19 protein-coding genes are annotated in these 18,759 nt (G+C 59.0%); 14 read left to right on the top strand and 5 right to left on the bottom strand.

All coding sequences use genetic code 11. From position 1 onward, the window contains the following. Window positions 1-156 precede the first annotated feature (156 nt). On the bottom strand, window positions 157-1,278 hold the full coding sequence (locus IG617_RS07975) for a Gfo/Idh/MocA family protein (protein ID WP_192108708.1): 1,122 nt from the start codon (window positions 1,276-1,278) through the stop codon (window positions 157-159). Window positions 1,279-1,288: 10 nt separating this feature from the next. Next, on the bottom strand, window positions 1,289-1,999 hold the full coding sequence (locus IG617_RS07970; protein ID WP_192108707.1) for a GntR family transcriptional regulator: 711 nt from the start codon (window positions 1,997-1,999) through the stop codon (window positions 1,289-1,291). A gap of 106 nt (window positions 2,000-2,105) precedes the next feature. Here IG617_RS07970 and IG617_RS07965 point away from each other — a divergent pair, with 106 nt between their 5' ends. From IG617_RS07965 to IG617_RS07935, 7 genes are all read left to right on the top strand, one after another. Beyond that, on the top strand, window positions 2,106-3,260 hold the full coding sequence (locus tag IG617_RS07965; protein ID WP_192108706.1) for an LLM class flavin-dependent oxidoreductase: 1,155 nt from the start codon (window positions 2,106-2,108) through the stop codon (window positions 3,258-3,260). Then, complete coding sequence (locus IG617_RS07960) at window positions 3,260-4,150, top strand: aldo/keto reductase (RefSeq protein ID WP_192108705.1); 891 nt, start codon at window positions 3,260-3,262, stop codon at window positions 4,148-4,150. Before IG617_RS07965 ends, IG617_RS07960 begins: the two co-directional genes overlap by 1 nt. Further along, window positions 4,150-4,680, top strand: a complete 531-nt coding sequence (locus tag IG617_RS07955) for a flavin reductase family protein (RefSeq protein ID WP_192108704.1) — start codon at window positions 4,150-4,152, stop codon at window positions 4,678-4,680. Before IG617_RS07960 ends, IG617_RS07955 begins: the two co-directional genes overlap by 1 nt. Window positions 4,681-4,763: 83 nt before the next feature. After that, window positions 4,764-5,354: a TRAP transporter small permease gene (locus tag IG617_RS07950; protein WP_192108703.1), complete on the top strand. Its 591-nt coding sequence runs from the start codon at window positions 4,764-4,766 to the stop codon at window positions 5,352-5,354. Then, on the top strand, window positions 5,354-6,643 hold the full coding sequence (locus IG617_RS07945) for a TRAP transporter large permease (protein ID WP_192108702.1): 1,290 nt from the start codon (window positions 5,354-5,356) through the stop codon (window positions 6,641-6,643). The genes IG617_RS07950 and IG617_RS07945 overlap by 1 nt, the downstream gene beginning before the upstream one ends. Before the next feature lie 29 nt (window positions 6,644-6,672). After that, a complete protein-coding gene (locus tag IG617_RS07940; protein WP_192108701.1) occupies window positions 6,673-7,731 on the top strand; it encodes a TRAP transporter substrate-binding protein in 1,059 nt (352 codons plus the stop codon). A 98-nt stretch (window positions 7,732-7,829) separates the two neighbouring features. Then, entirely contained in the window at window positions 7,830-8,144 is a 315-nt protein-coding gene (locus IG617_RS07935; RefSeq protein ID WP_192108700.1) for a Dabb family protein, read from the top strand. Window positions 8,145-8,195: 51 nt separating this feature from the next. Here the strand turns inward: IG617_RS07935 and IG617_RS07930 are convergent, their stop codons facing one another. Further along, the gene (locus IG617_RS07930; RefSeq protein WP_254170485.1) at window positions 8,196-8,687 is read right to left on the bottom strand and encodes a tetratricopeptide repeat protein; all 492 of its coding nucleotides are present in this window, start codon (window positions 8,685-8,687) and stop codon (window positions 8,196-8,198) included. Between the two features lie 21 nt (window positions 8,688-8,708). On the opposite strand from IG617_RS07930, the gene IG617_RS07925 reads away from it, so the two are divergent. Beyond that, on the top strand, window positions 8,709-10,025 hold the full coding sequence (locus IG617_RS07925; RefSeq protein WP_209008353.1) for a cytochrome-c peroxidase: 1,317 nt from the start codon (window positions 8,709-8,711) through the stop codon (window positions 10,023-10,025). A gap of 12 nt (window positions 10,026-10,037) precedes the next feature. On the opposite strand, the gene IG617_RS07920 is transcribed toward IG617_RS07925, so the two are convergent. Beyond that, window positions 10,038-10,490: an Lrp/AsnC family transcriptional regulator gene (locus IG617_RS07920; protein WP_153768191.1), complete on the bottom strand. Its 453-nt coding sequence runs from the start codon at window positions 10,488-10,490 to the stop codon at window positions 10,038-10,040. Between the two features lie 134 nt (window positions 10,491-10,624). Here IG617_RS07920 and IG617_RS07915 point away from each other — a divergent pair, with 134 nt between their 5' ends. Next, complete coding sequence (locus IG617_RS07915; protein ID WP_192108699.1) at window positions 10,625-12,979, top strand: transketolase-like TK C-terminal-containing protein; 2,355 nt, start codon at window positions 10,625-10,627, stop codon at window positions 12,977-12,979. Window positions 12,980-13,058: 79 nt separating this feature from the next. Next, window positions 13,059-14,351, top strand: coding sequence for a nicotinate phosphoribosyltransferase (gene pncB / locus IG617_RS07910; RefSeq protein WP_192108698.1), 1,293 nt, complete (start codon window positions 13,059-13,061; stop codon window positions 14,349-14,351). A 61-nt stretch (window positions 14,352-14,412) separates the two neighbouring features. Here pncB and IG617_RS07905 read toward each other — a convergent pair whose 3' ends face one another. Beyond that, on the bottom strand, window positions 14,413-15,333 hold the full coding sequence (locus IG617_RS07905) for a LysR substrate-binding domain-containing protein (protein ID WP_192108697.1): 921 nt from the start codon (window positions 15,331-15,333) through the stop codon (window positions 14,413-14,415). Window positions 15,334-15,445: 112 nt separating this feature from the next. Between IG617_RS07905 and IG617_RS07900 the strand changes: the two genes are divergently transcribed. The 4 genes from IG617_RS07900 (at window position 15,446) to IG617_RS07885 (ending at window position 18,740) form a co-directional block, all read left to right on the top strand. Next, a complete protein-coding gene (locus tag IG617_RS07900; protein WP_192108696.1) occupies window positions 15,446-16,279 on the top strand; it encodes a transporter substrate-binding domain-containing protein in 834 nt (277 codons plus the stop codon). 66 nt (window positions 16,280-16,345) lie between these two features. Continuing rightward, window positions 16,346-17,113: an amino acid ABC transporter permease gene (locus IG617_RS07895; protein WP_192108695.1), complete on the top strand. Its 768-nt coding sequence runs from the start codon at window positions 16,346-16,348 to the stop codon at window positions 17,111-17,113. Beyond that, on the top strand, window positions 17,110-17,979 hold the full coding sequence (locus tag IG617_RS07890; protein ID WP_192108694.1) for an amino acid ABC transporter permease: 870 nt from the start codon (window positions 17,110-17,112) through the stop codon (window positions 17,977-17,979). The genes IG617_RS07895 and IG617_RS07890 overlap by 4 nt, the downstream gene beginning before the upstream one ends. Before the next feature lie 5 nt (window positions 17,980-17,984). Beyond that, a complete protein-coding gene (locus IG617_RS07885) occupies window positions 17,985-18,740 on the top strand; it encodes an amino acid ABC transporter ATP-binding protein (RefSeq protein ID WP_209008352.1) in 756 nt (251 codons plus the stop codon). Window positions 18,741-18,759 lie beyond the last annotated feature (19 nt).

Raw genomic sequence — 18,759 nt, 5'->3', positions numbered from 1 at the left:
TGTGAGCACGTTCCAGGAAACAGATAGGGCTTCCATCTACTGGAAGGTCAAGGCGCAAAAAACCGCAGGTGTCAGAACATCAGAGACAGACCGCCGAAATCGGCGGCCTGTCTGGAGTCGGATGAAGAAGTCTCAGCGCCCGAGCGCCATCAGATATCAGGCTGCTGACTGCTTGGGGCTGTTTGCAAGCATAACCGCTTGTCCTGTACGGGCAGATTCCTGGGCGGCGATGCCCATCAGCACAGCCATGCGACCGTCATCGAGAGACACATCCGGTCTGGCTTGCTCCCCGCGCACCACTCTCAGGAAGCCCTCGTGTTGGTAGAAAGTCGAGCCGTTGTGATCGCCCGCATCCAGAAGGGCCGGATCGACCGGGATTTCCAGACTGCGCGGCCCCTTTGGATCGCGAGGGCTGACGATGACCTGAGGCACAGGAGGTTCGCCGAGGTTTTCCGGCCAGAAGCGACCTGGTCCTGGAACCAGGGCCTCAATCTTGCCCGTCGGGCCAACGGCAGAAATCTCTTCCTGATACCGAGATCCTTCTGCAAACATGCAAAGTTCCAGCATCGCCCGGCTGCCGTTCTCGAAATCAACGATCACATAGCCATTGTCGAGAATATCGGGCGTTTCGCCGCCGTAGGCCTCGCCCAGATGGTTCACGGACTGGGCCGCCGATGCCATGATCCGCACAGGTTCCGACTTCAGTGCAAACCGCATCAGGTCGAAGAAATGGCAGCATTTTTCGACGAAAGTACCGCCGGTATAGCGGTTGAAACGGTTCCAGTTGCCGACCTTTTCCAGGAACGGAAAACGGTGCTCGCGGATCGTCAGCATGCGAATGCCGCCTGTTGCATCGTCAGCCTGCTGCAACAAAGCTGCGACCGGCGGCATGTAGCGATACTCCATAGCCACCCAGACGGGGGCAGGATAGGTCGCCTTGAAAGCCTCGATCTGCGCCAGGTCGGCTGAGTCGGTGAAGAGCGGTTTTTCGACCAGGAGCGGCAGCGGGCGCTGCGCCCGGATCGCTTCCATCTGCGCCACATGGCAATGGTTCGGGCTGGCGATCAGAAGACAGTCCAGCTGTTCAACCTCAAGCAGCGCCTCGACGGAGGGCGCGAGAACCGCATCGGGCGCGAACTCGGTCGCGCGCTTGGCCATTTCAGCATCAGGCTCAAAGATCGCCGCAACGCGCGTATCCGCCAGCAGTGCGATGTTCCTCAGGTGCTCCTGCCCCATCATCCCACAGCCAATAACGCCATAGTTTATCGTGCCGGACATACTCAACTCCTCATTTCAGGCGCTGCACGTAGAGCGCCTTGTCCGTGTCGAACCAGGTTCTGGAAAACTCGATGGGCTCGGCCGCTTCTGCCCAGCTATAGCGCTCGATAAAGCCGGTGATGGTCCCAGCCGGCTTTTCGAAAGCAGCAGGAGCCCAGTCAGGGACTTTGCCGATGGCGACCCTGTCCTCCGCATGCGCAATCCAGAAACCCAGTTGTTTTTGGTAGTAATGGTAGAGTGAATCGGACATTTGCTCGGCGCGGATTTCACCCGCAGAGCCATCGAGCCAGATCTCTTCCACCGCAATAATCGTGTCATTCAAGTAGCGCAGGCGACGCACCCGCGATGCAAATGGTGACGTCCCGAATGCCGGCAAGTCGTCAGACTTCTCGAGGTAGGCCACATCCAGAACGTCGGCGCGCGGAAGTCCGCCGCCTTCGGGCAGTTCCAGCCGGAACATCCCGTAGACGCTTTCGGTTTGCGCCTTCTGCCGAATGTAGTTTCCGGAACCCTGAATCCGCTCAAGCAGACCTTTTTTTGTGAGCTCCGCCAGTGCCTTGCGCAAGGTGCCGACAGACGTCCCCAGTTCTGCCGCGAGATCCCGTTCTGGCGGCAAACGCTCACCGTCAATCAGCCGCCCTGCCGCGATGTCGCGGATCAGAAGCTCGCTGATCTGGATATAGATCGGCAATGCATTGGGATTGTGGGGAGCCCCCGCCATGGGTTGCGTCGACCTGTCGCTTTCGAAATTGATACACTATTGATTTACATCAATGCTCCTGCTACGCAAGAAAAAAAGCAACAGTCCTTTTGGGAGGAATTCACGCATGACAGTCGTGCCGATCACATCAGCAGATCTGGACGCAGCCGAGGTATCCTGGTTCGCCGCGCTCTGCTCGGACGACTACCAGTTCCTGGGTGTCCCGGAAGGTCACTTGCGTTCTTCCTGGGAACACTGCTCCGACATCGTGAAGACGGCCGAAAAACAGGGTTTCCGCAACATTCTGTGCCCGTCCTCCTATCAGGTCGGGCAAGACACACTATCGTTTGTGGCCGGTTGCGCGCCGATCACGGAAACCATCAACATGCTCGCTGCCGTACGCTGCGGCGAGATGCAGCCGATCATGCTGGCGCGCACCATCGCGACACTCGATCACATGCTGAAGGGCCGGCTCACGGTCAACATCATCAGCTCCGATTTTCCGGGAGAAAAGGCGGAGAGCAGCTACCGCTATCAGCGTTCACGCGAGGTCGTACAGATCCTCAAGCAGGCCTGGACGCAGGACGAAATCAACCATCAGGGCGATGTCTACCAGTTCTCCGGCCTGACAACCGATCCGGTACGTCCCTATCAGACAGGCGGCCCGCTGCTCTATTTCGGCGGCTACTCGCCAGCCGCTCTGGAACTTTGTGGCGAGCACTGTGACGTCTATCTGATGTGGCCAGAGAAGGTCGAGGAACTGGAAGGTCGCATGAAAGCGGTCAACGCGGTTGCCGAGCGCTATGACCGCACCCTCGACTATGGCCTGCGCGTGCACATGATCGTGCGTGACACGGAAAAAGAAGCGCAGGAATACGCCGACTATATCGTCTCCAAGCTGGACGACGACTATGGCCGGGCCATCCGCGAACGTGCGCTCGATTCCAGCTCTCTCGGCGTCAGCCACCAGGCCAAGAACCGGGAAATCGCCGATGAGTATGGCTACATCGAACCGAACCTTTGGACAGGCGTCGGCCGCGCCCGATCCGGTTGCGGTGCTGCCCTTGTCGGATCGACCGATCAGGTCATGTCGAAAATCGAAGCCTACCAGAAGATGGGCATTCGGGCCTTCATCTTCTCCGGCTACCCTCACATTGAAGAAGCAGAACATTTCGGCTCCCGCGTGCTGCCGAACATGAAGACCTGCTCCCTGCCACATGCCTACGGACGGGTGCCCGCGCAAACGCCGGCCACACCGCTCGGAAACGGAGTTCGCCGCTAATGGACCGCATTCCCCTTTCACCAGCGCTGGAACTGAGCCGGCTTGTCTATGGCATGTGGCGCATCGGCGACGATGCAGACACCTCTCCCGCGCATGTTGAAGCCAAGATTCAAAGCTGTCTCGATCAGGGCATCACCAGCTTCGATCAGGCAGACATCTACGGCGGTTATCAGGCCGAAGCCATTCTGGGTACAGCCCTTAAGGCCAATCCTTCCCTGCGCGGCAAGATGGAAATCATCACCAAATGCGACATTGTCGCGCCGATGGGGCGCTATGCCTCGGCAAAGGTGAAGCATTACGACACCTCGCGCGCGCACATCGAGAAGTCCGTCGAGATGTCGCTCAAGGACATGGGGATCGAGCACATCGATCTGCTGCTGATCCACCGCCCAGATCCCTTGATGGACCATAATGAGACCGGCGCAACGCTCGACGCATTGGTCAAGAGCGGCAAGATCGGCAGCGTCGGCGTTTCCAACTTCCGTCCGTGGGACTGGGATTTGCTTCAGTCCGCCATGAACACGCCACTGGTCACCAACCAGATCGAGATCAGCCTCGGCGAGATTTCCCCTTTCACCAATGGCGATCTGGCCTTCCATCAAAAACTCGGCACCAAGCTCATGGCATGGTCACCGCTTGGTGGCGGCACCCTGATCAAGGACGAAGGTGCGCTTGGTGCGGTCATGGATGAACTGGCCGCAGAATTTGGCGTCGACCGGTCTGCCGTTGCCGTTGCCTTCCTGCTCGCCCACCCGGCCCGTTTGATCCCCGTCATGGGAACCAACAACCTGGACCGGATCGGACGCATTTCCGACGCTCTCAAGGTAAAACTCGACCGTGAAAGCTGGTATCGGCTTTACGAAGCCGCCCTTGGAACAGAGGTGCCCTGATGAACATGCAGAACAGCAGCCATCCCGTCAGCTTCGCCCCGGACACCGAAAACACCCGTCTGCTTCGGGATGCCTTCGGCCGCTTTGCCACCGGCGTCACCGTGGTCACCACAGCCTCGCAGGATGGGCCGGTCGGCATCACCGCCAACAGCTTCTCGTCGGTCTCTCTGGACCCGCCGCTTGTGCTTTGGGCACCAGACAAGGGATCGCGCCGCTTCGGCTATTTCGAAGCGGCCGAACACTATGCCATTCACGTGCTCAGCCATGAGCAAGGCGAACTCTGCCAGGGCTTCGCCAAAAACGCCCATGCCTTTGAGAACCTGGAGCATTCCATCAATGAACGCGGCGTTCCATTGATCGAGAATTGCCTCGCCCGTTTCGAGTGCGCCCGCGTTGCAGCTTATGAAGGTGGCGACCATCTGATCGTACTCGGCCGGGTCGTTCGCGCCGAAATGCGCGAAGGCAACGCCCTGACTTTCTTCGCGGGCAAGCTTGGCCACGCCGCGAACCCGGCCGCAGACGACAAATAACGGGACGCGCGTAAGAAAATGCTTGCGCGCATCTAAAATAAAAGGCCGGTTGGAGGACAGGCCAATAAGTGGGAGGGCCCTCAATGGGCATAGTCTTGGCGATCATTTCGCCACTTGGGTGGATCAATGAAAAAGTCCTGGGAATCGGGCGTGCCATTGGTGTAATCGCAGTTGCCGCGATGGTTGCAGCCATCCTGATTCAGGTCGTCTTTCGCTACGTTTTCAACAACGCCTTGCCCTGGCCGGATGAGGCCGCCAGGTTCTGCATGCTCTGGATGACGGGCCTGATGGCACCAACCGCTTTCAGACGTGGCGGTTTCGTTGCGATCGACATGCTGTGCAACCTGCTGCCCAGAACTCTTGGAACACTGCTCAACCTCTTCCTTTTGACGATCTGCCTCGCCGTCCTCCTGACCGCCGTCAAGATCGGCTGGAGCGAGGTCACTGGATTTGGTGGGCGTTTTGCCACTGCATCGCTCTTCGTACCGGTCAGCCTCGACTTGTCCGAGTGGCTGCGCGTGCCGCGCAGCTGGATGATGGCCTCCATGCTCGTCTGCATCGTGCTCCTCATTTCCGTCAACATAGAACTGATTTTGCGCACGCTCGTGGCGCTCTTCGGCGGTCGTGACCGGTTGAAGCCAATCCTGACGTCCAACACATCTGGAGCCGAATGATGCTCGTTTGGTTTCTGCCCCTTTTCCTTGTCTTCCTTGCGGTCGGACTTCCCGTCTTCTTCGGGCTGCTAGCGGCCCCGGGCCTGCTGCTTTGGCTGAATGGCCAGGAACGCGACATCACGCTGTTATATCGCAATGTCTACAATGGCATGGACAGCTTCCCCCTAATGGCGATCCCGTTCTTTATGCTGGCTGGCGAACTGATGAACCGTGGTGGCATTACAATGCGTCTGGTTGAATTCAGCCAGGCGCTGATGGGCCATCTGCGCGGCGGCCTTGCCCATGTGAACGTGTTGTCATCCATGCTGTTCGCGGGCCTTTCAGGCTCTGCCGTTGCCGACACATCAGCTCTCGGCTCCATGTTGATCCCGGCCATGGAAAAGCAGGGCTACACCCGCCGTTTTGCTGCCGCCATCACGGCGGCAAGCTCGGTCATCGGACCGATCATCCCGCCCTCCGGCATTATGATCATCTATGCCTATGTCATGGGCGAAAGCGTTGCCGCGCTGTTTCTCGCGGGCATCGTACCGGGCATCATGGTCGGCGCCGGCCTGATGGTGATGGTCAAGGTCCTCGCGGACAAATATGACTTTCCTGTCGCGACCAGAAAGCACACTTGGTCGGAACGTGGCCAGGCCAGTTTGAAGGCGTTCTTCCCGCTGCTCACCCCGGTGATCATTCTCGGCGGCATCCTTGGCGGTGTCTTTACACCGACAGAAGCAGCGGCCGTCGCTGTTGCCTACGCACTCGTCATCGGGCTGTTCGTGCTGCGCACCCTGCGCTTGTCAGACCTGCCGGATGTACTGTCACGCGCGGGCATGACCTCCGCCGTGGTGCTGCTGCTTGTCGGTGCGGCCATGGCCTTCAAGACGGTGGTCAGCCTGTCCCACGCACCCGAACAACTGGCGAGCTTCATCCTCAGCCTGTCGGAAAATCCGCTGATCCTGCTGTTCCTGATCAACTTGCTGCTCTTCGTCGTCGGCATGTTCCTGGATGCCGGTCCGGCGATCATCATTCTTGGCCCGATCCTTGGGCCGATCTTCGTCAGCCTTGGCATCGATCCGATCCACTTCGCCATCATCATGAGCGTCAACCTGACCATCGGTCTGGCAACGCCCCCCATGGGGCTGGTGCTGTTCGTCGCAGCATCCGTCTCCGGCGAAAGGGTCGAAACCATCTCCAAGGCGATCTTGCCGTTTCTCGCAGTAGAAGTGGTCGTGATCTTCCTGATCACCTATATTCCTGCGATTTCAATGACAATTCCGCGTCTTACCGGATTTGCCAACTGACTGACCTGAGCACAAAGGGAGGAACTTAAATGCTCAAACAGACACTGAAGACCTTGACGGTCGCGGCCATGCTGGCAGGCTCGGCGCTCAGCGCTGTTGCTGCGGATTACACCATCCGCGCCACGGCCAACTCCAACGAAAATGATGAAGATTACGACGGCCTCGTCGTCTTCAAGAACTACGTCGAAGCCGCCTCCAATGGCGCCATCGAGGTGGAACTGTTCATCGGAACCCAGCTGTGCTCCAACGGCGCCGAATGCCTTCAGGGTGTCGCAGGCGGCGTGATCGATGTCTACATCTCCACCTCGGGCGGCGCATCGGGCATATTCCCCTATGTGCAGGTCCTCGATCTGCCATACCTGATGGCTGACGACCGCGTTGCTGAAAAGGTTCTGTCCGGCGACTTCACCCGCAAGGTCCGGGACATGGCTCTGGAAGATTCCGACGGCCTGATCCGCCTGATGACCATCGGCAACACTGGCGGCTGGCGCAACTTTGCCAACACCAAGCGCCGCGTGGCTGAACCTGCCGACATGGAAGGCCTGAAGATCCGCACGGTCGTCGCCGATCTGCCGCAGGAACTGGTCAAGGCCCTGGGCGCTTCCCCGACCCCGATCCCGTGGCCAGAACTCTTCACCTCTTTCCAGACCGGCGTTGTTGAAGGCTCCAAGAACGGCATCACCGACATCATGGGCATGAAGTTCCCTGATGCAGGCCTTCAGTATGTCACCCTCGACGGACACGCCTACATGGGCGCCCTGTGGTGGATGTCGAACGAGAAGTTCCTCGCCATGCCGGAAGAGATGCGCCGCGTTGTCGTCGACGGCTTCTATGCCCTGCAGCAGGCAACCTTCGCTTCGCCTAAGCGCAAGTCGATCAAGGCCTATGAAGACTTCGTGGCCGGTGGCGGCGATCTCTACGTTCCGACCCCTGATCAAAAAGCTGCTTTCAAGGAAGCCGCAAGCCCGGTCTATGACTGGTTCAAGGGCAATGTCGCTCGTGGTGACGAGGTCTTCACTGCTCTGACAGACGCAGTTGCCGAGGCCGAAGCGGAAATCAACGCAGACCGCGACGCCGACCTGAACTGATCCGTTCGAAGCTGATCGATACCAGCGAAAAGGGCGGGCCAATGCCCGCCCTTTTTTGCTCGTACCGCTGACCTTTTAGCCCGCTCTTGGAGCAAGCGATGATCCTGCACTGTGTTTTCTGCAACTTTCGCGCTGACAGCCCCCCTGCCGAGCGCAGCAAAGTCTTTCAGGAACTCCAGGACTTCAGCGTTACATTGGACGGCGTGCTCGGTTTCGAATTCGGACCAAACCTCGACTTCGAACGGAAATCACAGGCCTATGACGAGGGCTTTGTCATCCGCTTTAAGGATGTGTCCGCACTGGAGGCTTACGCCAACCACCCGGTCCACAGAGCTCTTGGCGGCCGTCTGTGTGATCTCTGCGAAGGCGGCGCTGACGGCATTGTGGTCTTCGATCTCGACGTTCCAGGTTGACCTTGGAGCGCGGCAGCGGCGAAGCTTGATCGCGAAAAGCTGCGCCGGGCTTTACCGGAACGGATACATCCACACCTTGTAGTCATTGACGAGAACATGCGCCTTATCGATCTCCTCCTGGGTCATCTTCTTGACCACCTCTTCCAAAGAGATCGCAGCGTCGGGATCACCGCCGATCGCCGACAGCGTGTACCACATGTAGGCACGCACAAGGTCCGGAGCCGGCAGACCTCGGCCAACCTCATAGTACCAGCCAATGCCCGATTGCGCGCCCGGGTGCCCCTTCAGAGAGCTGCGCAGATACCACTCGAACGCCCTCTGGTCATCGCGCTCGACCCCCAGTCCCATGGCGTACATCACGCCGATCAGCTCCTCGGCATCCGCATTGCCGGACCGTGCCGCCGGCCACAATTCTTCCATCGCCTTGGCGAAGTTCCCCTCTTCCATCAGGTCGCGCGCTGCCTCGATTTCCGCGCGCGCTGGACCAATAGAAAGCACGACGCAAATCAGCCATCCGGCCGCCAAAAGGGTCTTGTGTTTCAAAGGTTCTCTCCTCCATCGCTCATGGCAGCACTAGTCTGCGTCTTCATGATGGCCTTTCAGCCGGCGGGCGCAACCGAGCTACCACCGCCTCTTTCCCAAAAGGACTTCCTCCCCTTCGACCAGGATCAGGCGGCGGTCGGTCAGCTGCTTTTTTACGACAAGATCCTGTCCGGCAACAGAAATATCAGCTGCAGCACCTGTCATCATCCCGAATTCGGCACCTCGGACGGCCTCTCGCTCGGAATTGGAGAGGGCGGTGTTGGTCTCGGACCGGCCCGCCACGCCGGCACGGGCGGCAGCCGTATTCGCAAACGCATCCCACGCAACGCGCCGGCGCTCTGGAATCTCGGAGCAAGAGACATTCAGGTGCTTTTTCACGACGGCCGCCTGAGCGCGGAAAACAGCTACGGAAATGGCTTCAATTCGCCCGCTGAAGAGTGGCTGCCCGATGGTCTCGGCTCGCCTCTGGCCGTGCAGGCCCTGTTTCCCCTGGTCGCGCAATTCGAGATGGCCGGAAATCCGAAAGAAAACGAGATCGCCGGCGCCGTTCATGACCGGATCGATGCCGCCTGGCCGATCCTGGCCAAGCGCGTGCGCACGATCCCAGAGTATGGCGCGCTTTTCGTGAGAGCCTTCGATCACATCGACAAGCCGGAGCAGGTCACGATTGTCGAGATCGCCAACGCACTGGCCGCCTTCATGGCGCTGGAGTGGCAATCCTTCGACAGCCCGTTCGACCGTTTTCTGGCGGGCGAGACGGATGCATTGGATCCCGTCGCGCAACAGGGCATGTCGCTTTTTTACGGCGAGGCGGGTTGCTCGACATGTCACTCAGGCAATCTCTTCAGCGACCAGAAATTTCACGCCCTCGCGCTGCCTCCCTTCGGGCCCGGCCGCACACGACGCTTCGACCCAACCGCAAGGGATGTCGGTCTGATGGGTGAGAGCGATCGCTTGGAAGATGCCTACCGGTTCCGCACGCCCATGCTGCGCAATGTCGCCATCACCCAGCCATATGGCCACAATGGCGCCTATGCGACGCTTGAGGGCATCATAAGGCACCACGCCGATCCAGTGGCAAGTTTCGCCGCCTGGAAGCCCGAAGACGCAAAGCTTCCGCCCGCACCGTGGCTGGCGGCCACGGACTTTGTTATCTGGCAGGACAAGCGCGAACTGGCGCGGCAGAAGCGTCACCTGGACATTCAGCCGACCGAACTCTCCGACCGGGACATCAGCGAGCTCGTTGCCTTCCTGAATGCCCTGACCGGAAGCTCACTGGATAATCCCCCCTTCGGTGTTCCCGAAAGCGTTCCCAGCGAACTGCCGCTGGACGAGTAGGATCGTCGCCGCTCAAACGCAGCGGGACAGTCCAGTCTTGACCCGGCGCAAGGGGATCGAGGATTCGATGGAGGACACGCCTTCGACCTTGGTCATCTTTCCGACCAGAAAGCGCTCGAAGGCCGAAAGATCCGTGGTGACGATCCGCAGCAGATAATCCCGGTTGCCCGTCATCAGCCAGCAGTCCACCACCTCAGGGAAAGACTGGATGGCGTTCTCGAAGATCTCCAGCGCCTCATCGACCTGTTTGTCGAGCTGAACGGAGACGAAGACAGACACACCGAAACCAAGGGCCGCCTCGTTCAAAACCGCTGAATAGCCCTCAATAATCCCCGCCTCTTCCAGGTGGCGAAGCCGGCGTCCAACCGGGGTGGGGCTCAAGCCAACGAGAGAAGCCAGCTCATTGAGAGACATGCGCGCATTTGCCTGCAGCGCACGCAGTATCCGAGCGTCAAATTCATCCATTTTGCAGATATTCTCTAATTTTTGCCACCATAAAGAGGATTATATCGCGCATAAGCGTATTTGCGAGTGATATAGCCGAAAATCTTCCCCAACGTTTGATTAGAATCCTCGGAACACCAAATGCGGGGAACCTCATGGATCATCTGAAAACTGTCGAACAACGCCTCCTGTGGCTCTCCCACTGGATGATCCATCATGCCAATCACATTCGCCCAAAGGCCGACGGAATCAAGGTAGGCGGACATCAGGCAAGCTCTGCGTCCATGGTCTCGATCATGACAGCACTTTACTTCTCAGCCCTGCGCCCGGAAGACAGGGTCGCCGTCAAACCGCATGCCTCGCCGATCTTCCACGCGATGCAATATCTGATGGGCAATCAGACCCGCGAGAAGATGGAAAATTTCCGCGGTTACGGCGGTGTTCAGTCCTACCCGTCCCGCACCAAGGACATAGATGACGTCGACTTTTCGACCGGCTCGGTTGGGCTGGGTGTCGCGATCACGTCCTTTGCATCGCTCGTCCAGGACTACATCGCAGCGAAGAGCTGGTCAGGTGACGTTCCGCTGGGGCGCATGATCGCGCTTGTCGGTGATGCCGAGCTGGATGAGGGCAATGTCTATGAAGCCCTTCAGGAAGGCTGGAAGAATGATCTTCGAAACTGCTGGTGGATCATCGACTACAACCGGCAATCCCTCGACGGCATTGTGCGCGAAGGCCTCTTTGACCGGGTCGAGAAGATCTTCGATGCTTTCGGCTGGGACGTGGTGCGCGTCAAATTCGGCGCCCTGCAACAGGCAGCATTTGAAGAGCCGGGCGGTGAGAAGCTGCGGCAATGGATCGACAACTGCTCCAACCAGGAGTATTCGGCGCTGACGTTCATGGGCGGAGCGATCTGGCGACAGCGACTGATGAACGACCTTGGCGACCAGGGCGATGTCACCGCACTGATCGACCGGCGCAGCGACGGCGAACTGGCCGAGCTGATGGAAAATCTCGGCGGCAATTGCACCCAGACCATGGCCGAAGCCTTTGCCGCCATCGACCACGACCGTCCGACCTGTTTCCTTGCCTACACGATCAAGGGCTGGGGCACACCGATTGCCGGTCACAAAGACAACCATGGCGGCCTGATGAACAAGACCCAGATGGCTGAATGGCAGACCCACATGGGCGTCGCCACCGGCGAGGAATGGGAACCCTTCGCCACTGTGGAGGACACGGAGAGCTTCACGACCTTCCTGAACCAGGTGCCGTTCTTCGCCAGAGGGACCCGGCGCTACCAGGATGACAAGATTTCCGTTCCGGCGATCGAACTCGCCACAGACCGCGATCAGTCGACCCAAATGGCTTTCGGCAAGATCCTCGACGACCTGTCCAAGGGCGACAGCAAACTTGCCGAGCGTATTGTGACCACCTCCCCGGACGTCACCGGCACCACCAACCTCGGGCCCTGGGTCAACCGGCGCAAGCTCTTTGCCCGCACGGTTCAGGGCGATGCCTTCATCGAACACCGGATCCCATCAACGGCCAAATGGGAGTTCACGCCGGACGGACAGCATATCGAACTTGGCATTGCGGAGATGAACCTGTTTCTGCTGCTGGGCGCGGCGGGCCTCTCCCATTCGCTGTTCGGCAAACGCCTGATCCCCATTGGAACCGTCTATGACCCGTTCGTCTGCCGCGGCCTCGATGCCATGAACTATGCCTGTTATCAGGACGCCCGCTTCATGATCGTCGGCACGCCATCGGGAACGACGCTCGCCCCGGAAGGCGGCGCGCATCAATCCATCGGTACACCTCTGATCGGCATGAGCCAGGACGGTCTGGCCGCTTTCGAACCGGCCTTTGCAGACGAGCTGGCCGTCATTATGGAATGGGCCTTTGATTACCTTCAGCGCGACGGTGATGGCGACCCGGACGAGCGTACCTGGCTGCGCGACGAGACCGGTGGGTCGGTCTACCTGCGGCTGACCACCAATCCGATCGAGCAGCCGGGCAAACGCGGTGATGATGCTTTCCGTCAGGGCGCGATTGACGGTGCTTACTGGCTGCGCAAGCCAGGCCCCAACTGCGAGGTTGTCATCGCCTATCAGGGCGCGGTGGCCCCTGAAGCGATCAAGGCAGCTGGGCTTCTGGCGGGCAACCGACGTGATGTCGGCGTTTTGGCCGTGACCTCGGCAGACCGTTTGAACGCGGGCTGGACCGCCGCCCAGCGCGCCCGGTCCCGCGGCAACACAGCCGCACGATCACACATCGAAACACTGATGGGTGGCCTGCCCGCGCATTGCAAGTTGGTGACCGTCATCGACGGCCACCCCGCAACCCTGTCCTGGCTTGGCAGTGTCGTTGGTCATCAGACAATCCCGCTTGGCGTCGAGCATTTCGGCCAGACCGGAAGCATCGGCGACCTCTATCGCCATTTCGGCATGGACACAGCGTCTATCATCGAGAAGATCGACGGCCTTACGCTCGGCCGGCCAATCAACTGACGGAGGCGCGCGAACCGGGCTTGTCATCGAGGCTGTATTTCTGCTTTATGACTGCCCCGAATGGAGAAAAACCAAGCACATGGTCGACATCGCAACCCGTGTCTACAATCACAAATGGAAGATCGATCCGATCGTCCGCTCGCTTATCGACACGGATTTCTACAAGCTGCTCATGTGTCAATCGGTGTATCGCAACAAGCCGGACACCACGGTCGCCTTTTCCCTGATCAACCGCTCCAAGGATATTCGCCTCGCCGAAATGGTTGACGAGGGCGAGTTGCGCGAGCAGCTCGATCATGTCCGCTCCCTGTCCCTTTCGCGCGGCGAAAGCACGTGGATGCGCGGCAACATGTTTTACGGCAAACGGCAGATGTTCCGCTCCGACTTCATGGAGTGGTTCGAGAACCTGCGCCTTCCCGCCTATCACCTGGAAAAGCATGATGGCCAGTACGAGCTCAGCTTTGAAGGCTCCTGGCCCGAGGTCATGCTTTGGGAAATCCCGGCCCTTGCGATTCTGATGGAGCTGCGCTCACGCGCCGTGATCAACTCCATGAAGAAGTTCGAGCTGCAGGTTCTTTATGCCCGTGCGATGACCAAGCTTTGGGAAAAGATCAAGCGTCTGCAGCCTCTCGAAGGCCTCAAGGTGGCCGACTTCGGCACCCGCCGCCGCCATTCCTACCTGTGGCAGGACTGGTGCGTCCAGGCCATGATGGAAGGGCTCGGCGACAAGTTCCCCGGGACCTCCAACTGCCACATCGCCATGCAGCGAGATCTGGAGGCCGTGGGCACCAACGCCCATGAGCTTCCCATGGTCTATTCCGCTCTGGCGAACACGGATGACGAACTCGCCCAGGCTCCTTATGATGTTCTGCGCGACTGGCAGGACGAGCATGACGGCAACTTGCGCATCATTTTGCCCGACACCTACGGCTCCAAGGGCTTTCTCGACCGCGCGCCCGACTGGCTGGCCGGATGGACAGGCATTCGCATCGATTCCGGCGACCCGGCAACCGGCGCGGAAACGGCGATCGACTGGTGGCTATCAAAGGGTGAAGATCCGACCCAGAAACTGGTCATCTTCTCGGATGGCCTGGATACGGACAAGATCATCGAGCTGCATCAGCAATTCGCCGGCCGCGTTCGCACGTCCTTCGGCTGGGGCACTCTGCTCACCAACGACTTCCGCGGCCTCACCGATGGAGACTCGCTCGCTCCGTTTTCGCTGGTCTGCAAGGCCAATTCGGCCAACGGCAAGCCCACAGTGAAACTCAGCGACAACCCGAACAAGGCCATGGGTCCCGACGAAGAAATCGCACGCTACAAGCGTGTGTTCGGCGTCGGCGCGCAGGAAAAAATGGACGTGCTGGTCTAACCCTCACCTGCAGCTTTGCGTCTTGCCTTGTTGCAGTGCGCCACTCGAAAAGAGCGAATGTCTATTCCGCCGATACAGCGCCAGCGACGGCAAGATCCCAGATGCGCTCCATGAGCGGCGATCCTGCGGCGTGTTTTCGCATGAGGGCAACATCCAGCTCCAGTTCAGCGGCACTCCCGGTCAGGACCGAAAGCGCTCCGTGCTTCAGCTCATCCTTGATGACGCTTTCCGGCAGCCAGCCGATACCAGCACCGACCAGGATCATGCGTTTGACGGCTTCAGACATCGAATTCTCGAAAACCGTATGAAAGCCAAGACCACGCGCATTGTAGTGCTTGGTCAGGACCTCCTGCATCTTGCCAAGAAAACAGCCTGATGAATAGGACACCAGGGGCAATGTTGCGCCGCTGGACGGTGCTGCGAGTGCCGTCTCCATCTCTTCTGCGAGATCGGGTGTTGTGACCAAGACAAGAGAGTCCTTCATCAGCACTTGCGTCTGGAATTGACCGGAACTCTGTATTTTCGGCCCCAGGATATGGGCATAGCAAATAGCCAGTTCGCACCGGCCAAGAGAAAGACTTTCCAGGCAATCGTAATAATCGGTCGCCGTCATCCGCGTGGCGAAAGGACCGATGAGACGCTGCAGATTGAGCGCATATTCTGGGTAGATGCTAAGCACAATGGAATGCATTGCGCTGACGCTCAAAGTGTCGGCTCCGGGGCTCGACAGGTCGAGGCACTCGTCGCGCAGCCGATAGATCTCCTTTGAGAGCGTGCGCGCATTTTCCAGCACGATCTCGCCCGCTTGCGTGAGTTTGACCGGATATGCGCTGCGATCAATCAATTGGGTCCCAACCCAATTTTCCAGCGCCCTGATGCGGCGGCTAAACGCAGGCTGCGTGATGTTGCGTGCAGCCGCAGCAACAGAAAAATTCCGCGCTGCATCAAGTTCGATAAGGTCTTCGAGCCAAGTGATTTCCAACTTTATGCCTTTATTGCATAACCCATCAAAAAACAGCATTAGATCACGCGGTGAATTCCTGCCAGTATTTTTCCATAAGAGCAAAAAATTTGCCTTCCAACAGGAGAACACCATGAAGACACTTACAGCATTGCTGACGGCTGCAGCCGTCGTTGCGACCACATCCGGCACCGCCTTTGCGGCCTGCACCAACGACACATGGAACAAGATCAACGAACGCGGCAAGATCGTTGTCGGCGTAAAAGCCGACACCAAACCTTGGGGCTTTCTGGACAGCAGCGGCGCGCTCGTCGGCATGGAAGCCGACATGGCTGCCGAAGTGGCCGAGACCTTGGGTGTCGAGCTGGAACTGGTTGGCGTCCAGTCCTCCAACCGGATGCAGTTTCTGGAACAGGGCAAGATCGATCTGATGATCGCCACCATGTCTGACCGCACCGACCGCCGCGCGATCGTGGGCATTGTTCAGCCGAACTACTACACCTCTGGCACCAACATCATGGCGCCAAAGGCACTCGGCATCACCGAATGGACCGACCTGACGGACAAGCCGGTCTGCGGCAAACAGGGCGCCTTCTACAACAAGATCGTTGAAGAGCGTTACGGCGCGAAGATCATCGCCTTCACCGGCAATGCAGAAGCCAAACAGGCATTGCGCGACAAGAAATGCGTGGCCTGGGTTTACGACGACAGCTCGATCGCGGCCGACCTCGCTTCAGGCGAGTATGACGACTACGAAATGCCGCTACAGACCGAAGACGACAACCCTTGGGGACTGGCCGTGCCGCTCGCCGAGCAGAGCTGTGTCTTCGGCCGTTTCATGTCCGGCATGCAGTACAACTGGCTGCAGTCGGGCAAGCTGCTTGAGCTGGAAGAAAAATGGGGCATCCAGAAGAGCGCATTCCTCGAAGCCCAGCAGGCGCATTTCAAAGACTGGCTGGCTGAGTAAGCCTCGCTGTGAGTGGGGGCGCCGTCATCGACGGCGCCCTTCCCGTCTCGCCTGCTGAGGTCCCCCATGATCGAGACCATCCAAGACTTTTTCCGCACCATGGCGGACACCTATCCGAAGTGGAATTTCATCTTTTTCCACGAACCGGCCCAATGGGACCGTGTGGTCAGCGGGTTTTTTGTGACCCTGCAACTGTCAGTGGCCTGCGTCATCCTGAGCGTCATCATCGGCATCGTCGGCGCCTGGGCGCAGGGGTCTCCCTCGCGCACCATCCGCTGGATTGTCCAGGGCTACATCCAGTTCTTTCGCAACACCCCGCCGCTGATCCAGCTCCTGTTCTTTTACTTCGCGCTTGGCCAATTCACACCAACCGTGACCGGGCCGGACGGCTGGACCGAGCAACCGATCATATCGAATGTCGGCTGGGCCATCATTTCGCTGTCGTTCTTCGCAGGCGCGTTCAATGTCGAGATCTTCCGCTCGGGCATTGAAGCCGTTCCGAAGTCGACGCTGGAGGCCGCAGAGTCACTCGGCTTCACGCGCGCGCAAACCTATACCAACATAACCTTTCCACTGGCCCTGCGTGTGAGCCTGCCGGCGCTCAACAACAACCTGATCAACCTGGTCAAGACGACAACGCAAGCGATCGCGATCGCCGTACCCGAACTGCTGTACGAGATGGTGTCGATTTGGAACGACTATGCATCGGCACAGAATGCGGCCATGGCCGTGCTGTTCTTCACCTATATCGCACTGGTCGGCGTCCTCGCCTTTGGTATGAACCGCTGGGAAGCCAAACTGCTTGTCCCCGGCTTTGGGAAGGCGCGCCGATGACCAGGTCTTTCAACACATCCACCGACCTGCCCGTGACCCTGGAACCCAGGTATCAAGGTCCTGACGAACTTGGCTTTTCCCGCTGGCTTGGCCGCATGCCCGTCTGGGTCCTGCCGCTGATCGCAGCTGTGTTTCTGATCTGGCCCACGGTCGTTGAAGCCCAGACCGTCTATTCGGCCCAAAAGATCATGGACATCATGGCCAAGTGGCTGCCTTTGCTGATCACGCAGGGCTTCCTGATGAACGTGATCATCAGCTTTTTCACGATGCTCTTCGGGACCATCGCAGGGCTGTTCCTCGGACTGGGCCGTGTGTCTGACAACTCGGGCATCCGCGGATTTTCCTGGCTTGTTGTCCAGCTCTTCCGCAATTCGCCCTGGCTGGTGCTGCTTTTCATCGTGATGCTGACGCTTCCCTTCGAGATCCGCATCGCCGGCACTTACATCGCCGTGCCGGACTGGATGAAAGCGGTGTTTGGCCTTAGCCTGCCGATCATGGCGAACCTCGCCGAAATCGTGCGCGGCGCGATCCAGTCTGTGCCGTCCGCTCAGTGGGAAGCGGCCGAAAGCCTGGCCTTCAGCAAACGTCAGATCATGTGGCAGATCATTCTGCCCCAGTGTTTCAAACGGATGATCCCGCCCTGGATGAACTGGTACGCCATCATGACCATGGCAACGCCCCTCGTCTCGCTTCTGGGCGTCACGGAACTTGTCACCCTGTCGCGCCAGGCGATGGAGGCCGAGGGCAACAACCCGTCGCTGCTGATGCCGTTCTTCGGTTTCGCGCTGATCATCTTCTTCGCTTATTGCTATCCGATTGCCCGGCTGACGCTGCGGTTGGAAAAGAAATACGCCGTAAAGGGGTAATACGCATGTCAGATCAAGACTGGACAGACCAACAGCCCATCGTGTCGATCAAGGACGTTCACAAGGCTTTTGGAACCCTGGAGGTGCTCAAGGGCGTTTCCATGGACATCATGAAGGGCGAGGTGATCTGTATCATCGGCCCCTCCGGATCAGGTAAATCGACCCTGATCCGCTGTATCAATGCCCTGAACGACATCCAGGCCGGCTCCATCACCATCGAGGGCCAGGAGGTGCATGACACCAAGCTCGACAAGCTGGAGCTGCGCAAGAAGGTCGGGATGGTGTTCCAGCAGTACAATCTGTTTCCGCACAAGACCGCGCTGGAAAACGTCATGATGGCGCCGATCAAGGTGCTGAAACAGCCCAGGGACGAAGTCGAGGTCCGCGCCCGCGCGCTGATCAAGAAGGTTCGGCTGGAAGGAAAAGAAGATTCCTACCCCGGCGAGCTGTCGGGAGGCCAACAGCAACGTGTGGCGATCGCCCGCTCCCTGGCCATGGACCCGGACGTCATGCTCTTTGATGAGGTCACCGCAGCCCTGGACCCGGAAACGGTCAAGGAAGTGCTGCTCACCATCAAGGAACTCGCCGCCGATGGAATGACCTGCATCCTTGTCACCCATGAGATGGGGTTTGCCCGTGAAGTGGCCGACCACATCTATTTCACGGACCGCGGCGTGATCGTCGAGCACGGCCCACCCGAGACCTTCTTCGAAAGTGCCTCTGACCCACGGACCAAGGAATTCCTTGGCCAAATTCTCTAATCGACCTCAGGAAATACTC

The sequence above is a fragment of the Roseibium polysiphoniae genome (assembly GCF_014842925.1).
In the GTDB taxonomy this organism is placed as follows: Bacteria; Pseudomonadota; Alphaproteobacteria; order Rhizobiales; family Stappiaceae; genus Roseibium; species Roseibium polysiphoniae.
The sequence above is the reverse complement of the archived record's forward strand: the minus strand, read 5'-3'. Positions and strand labels throughout refer to the sequence as shown.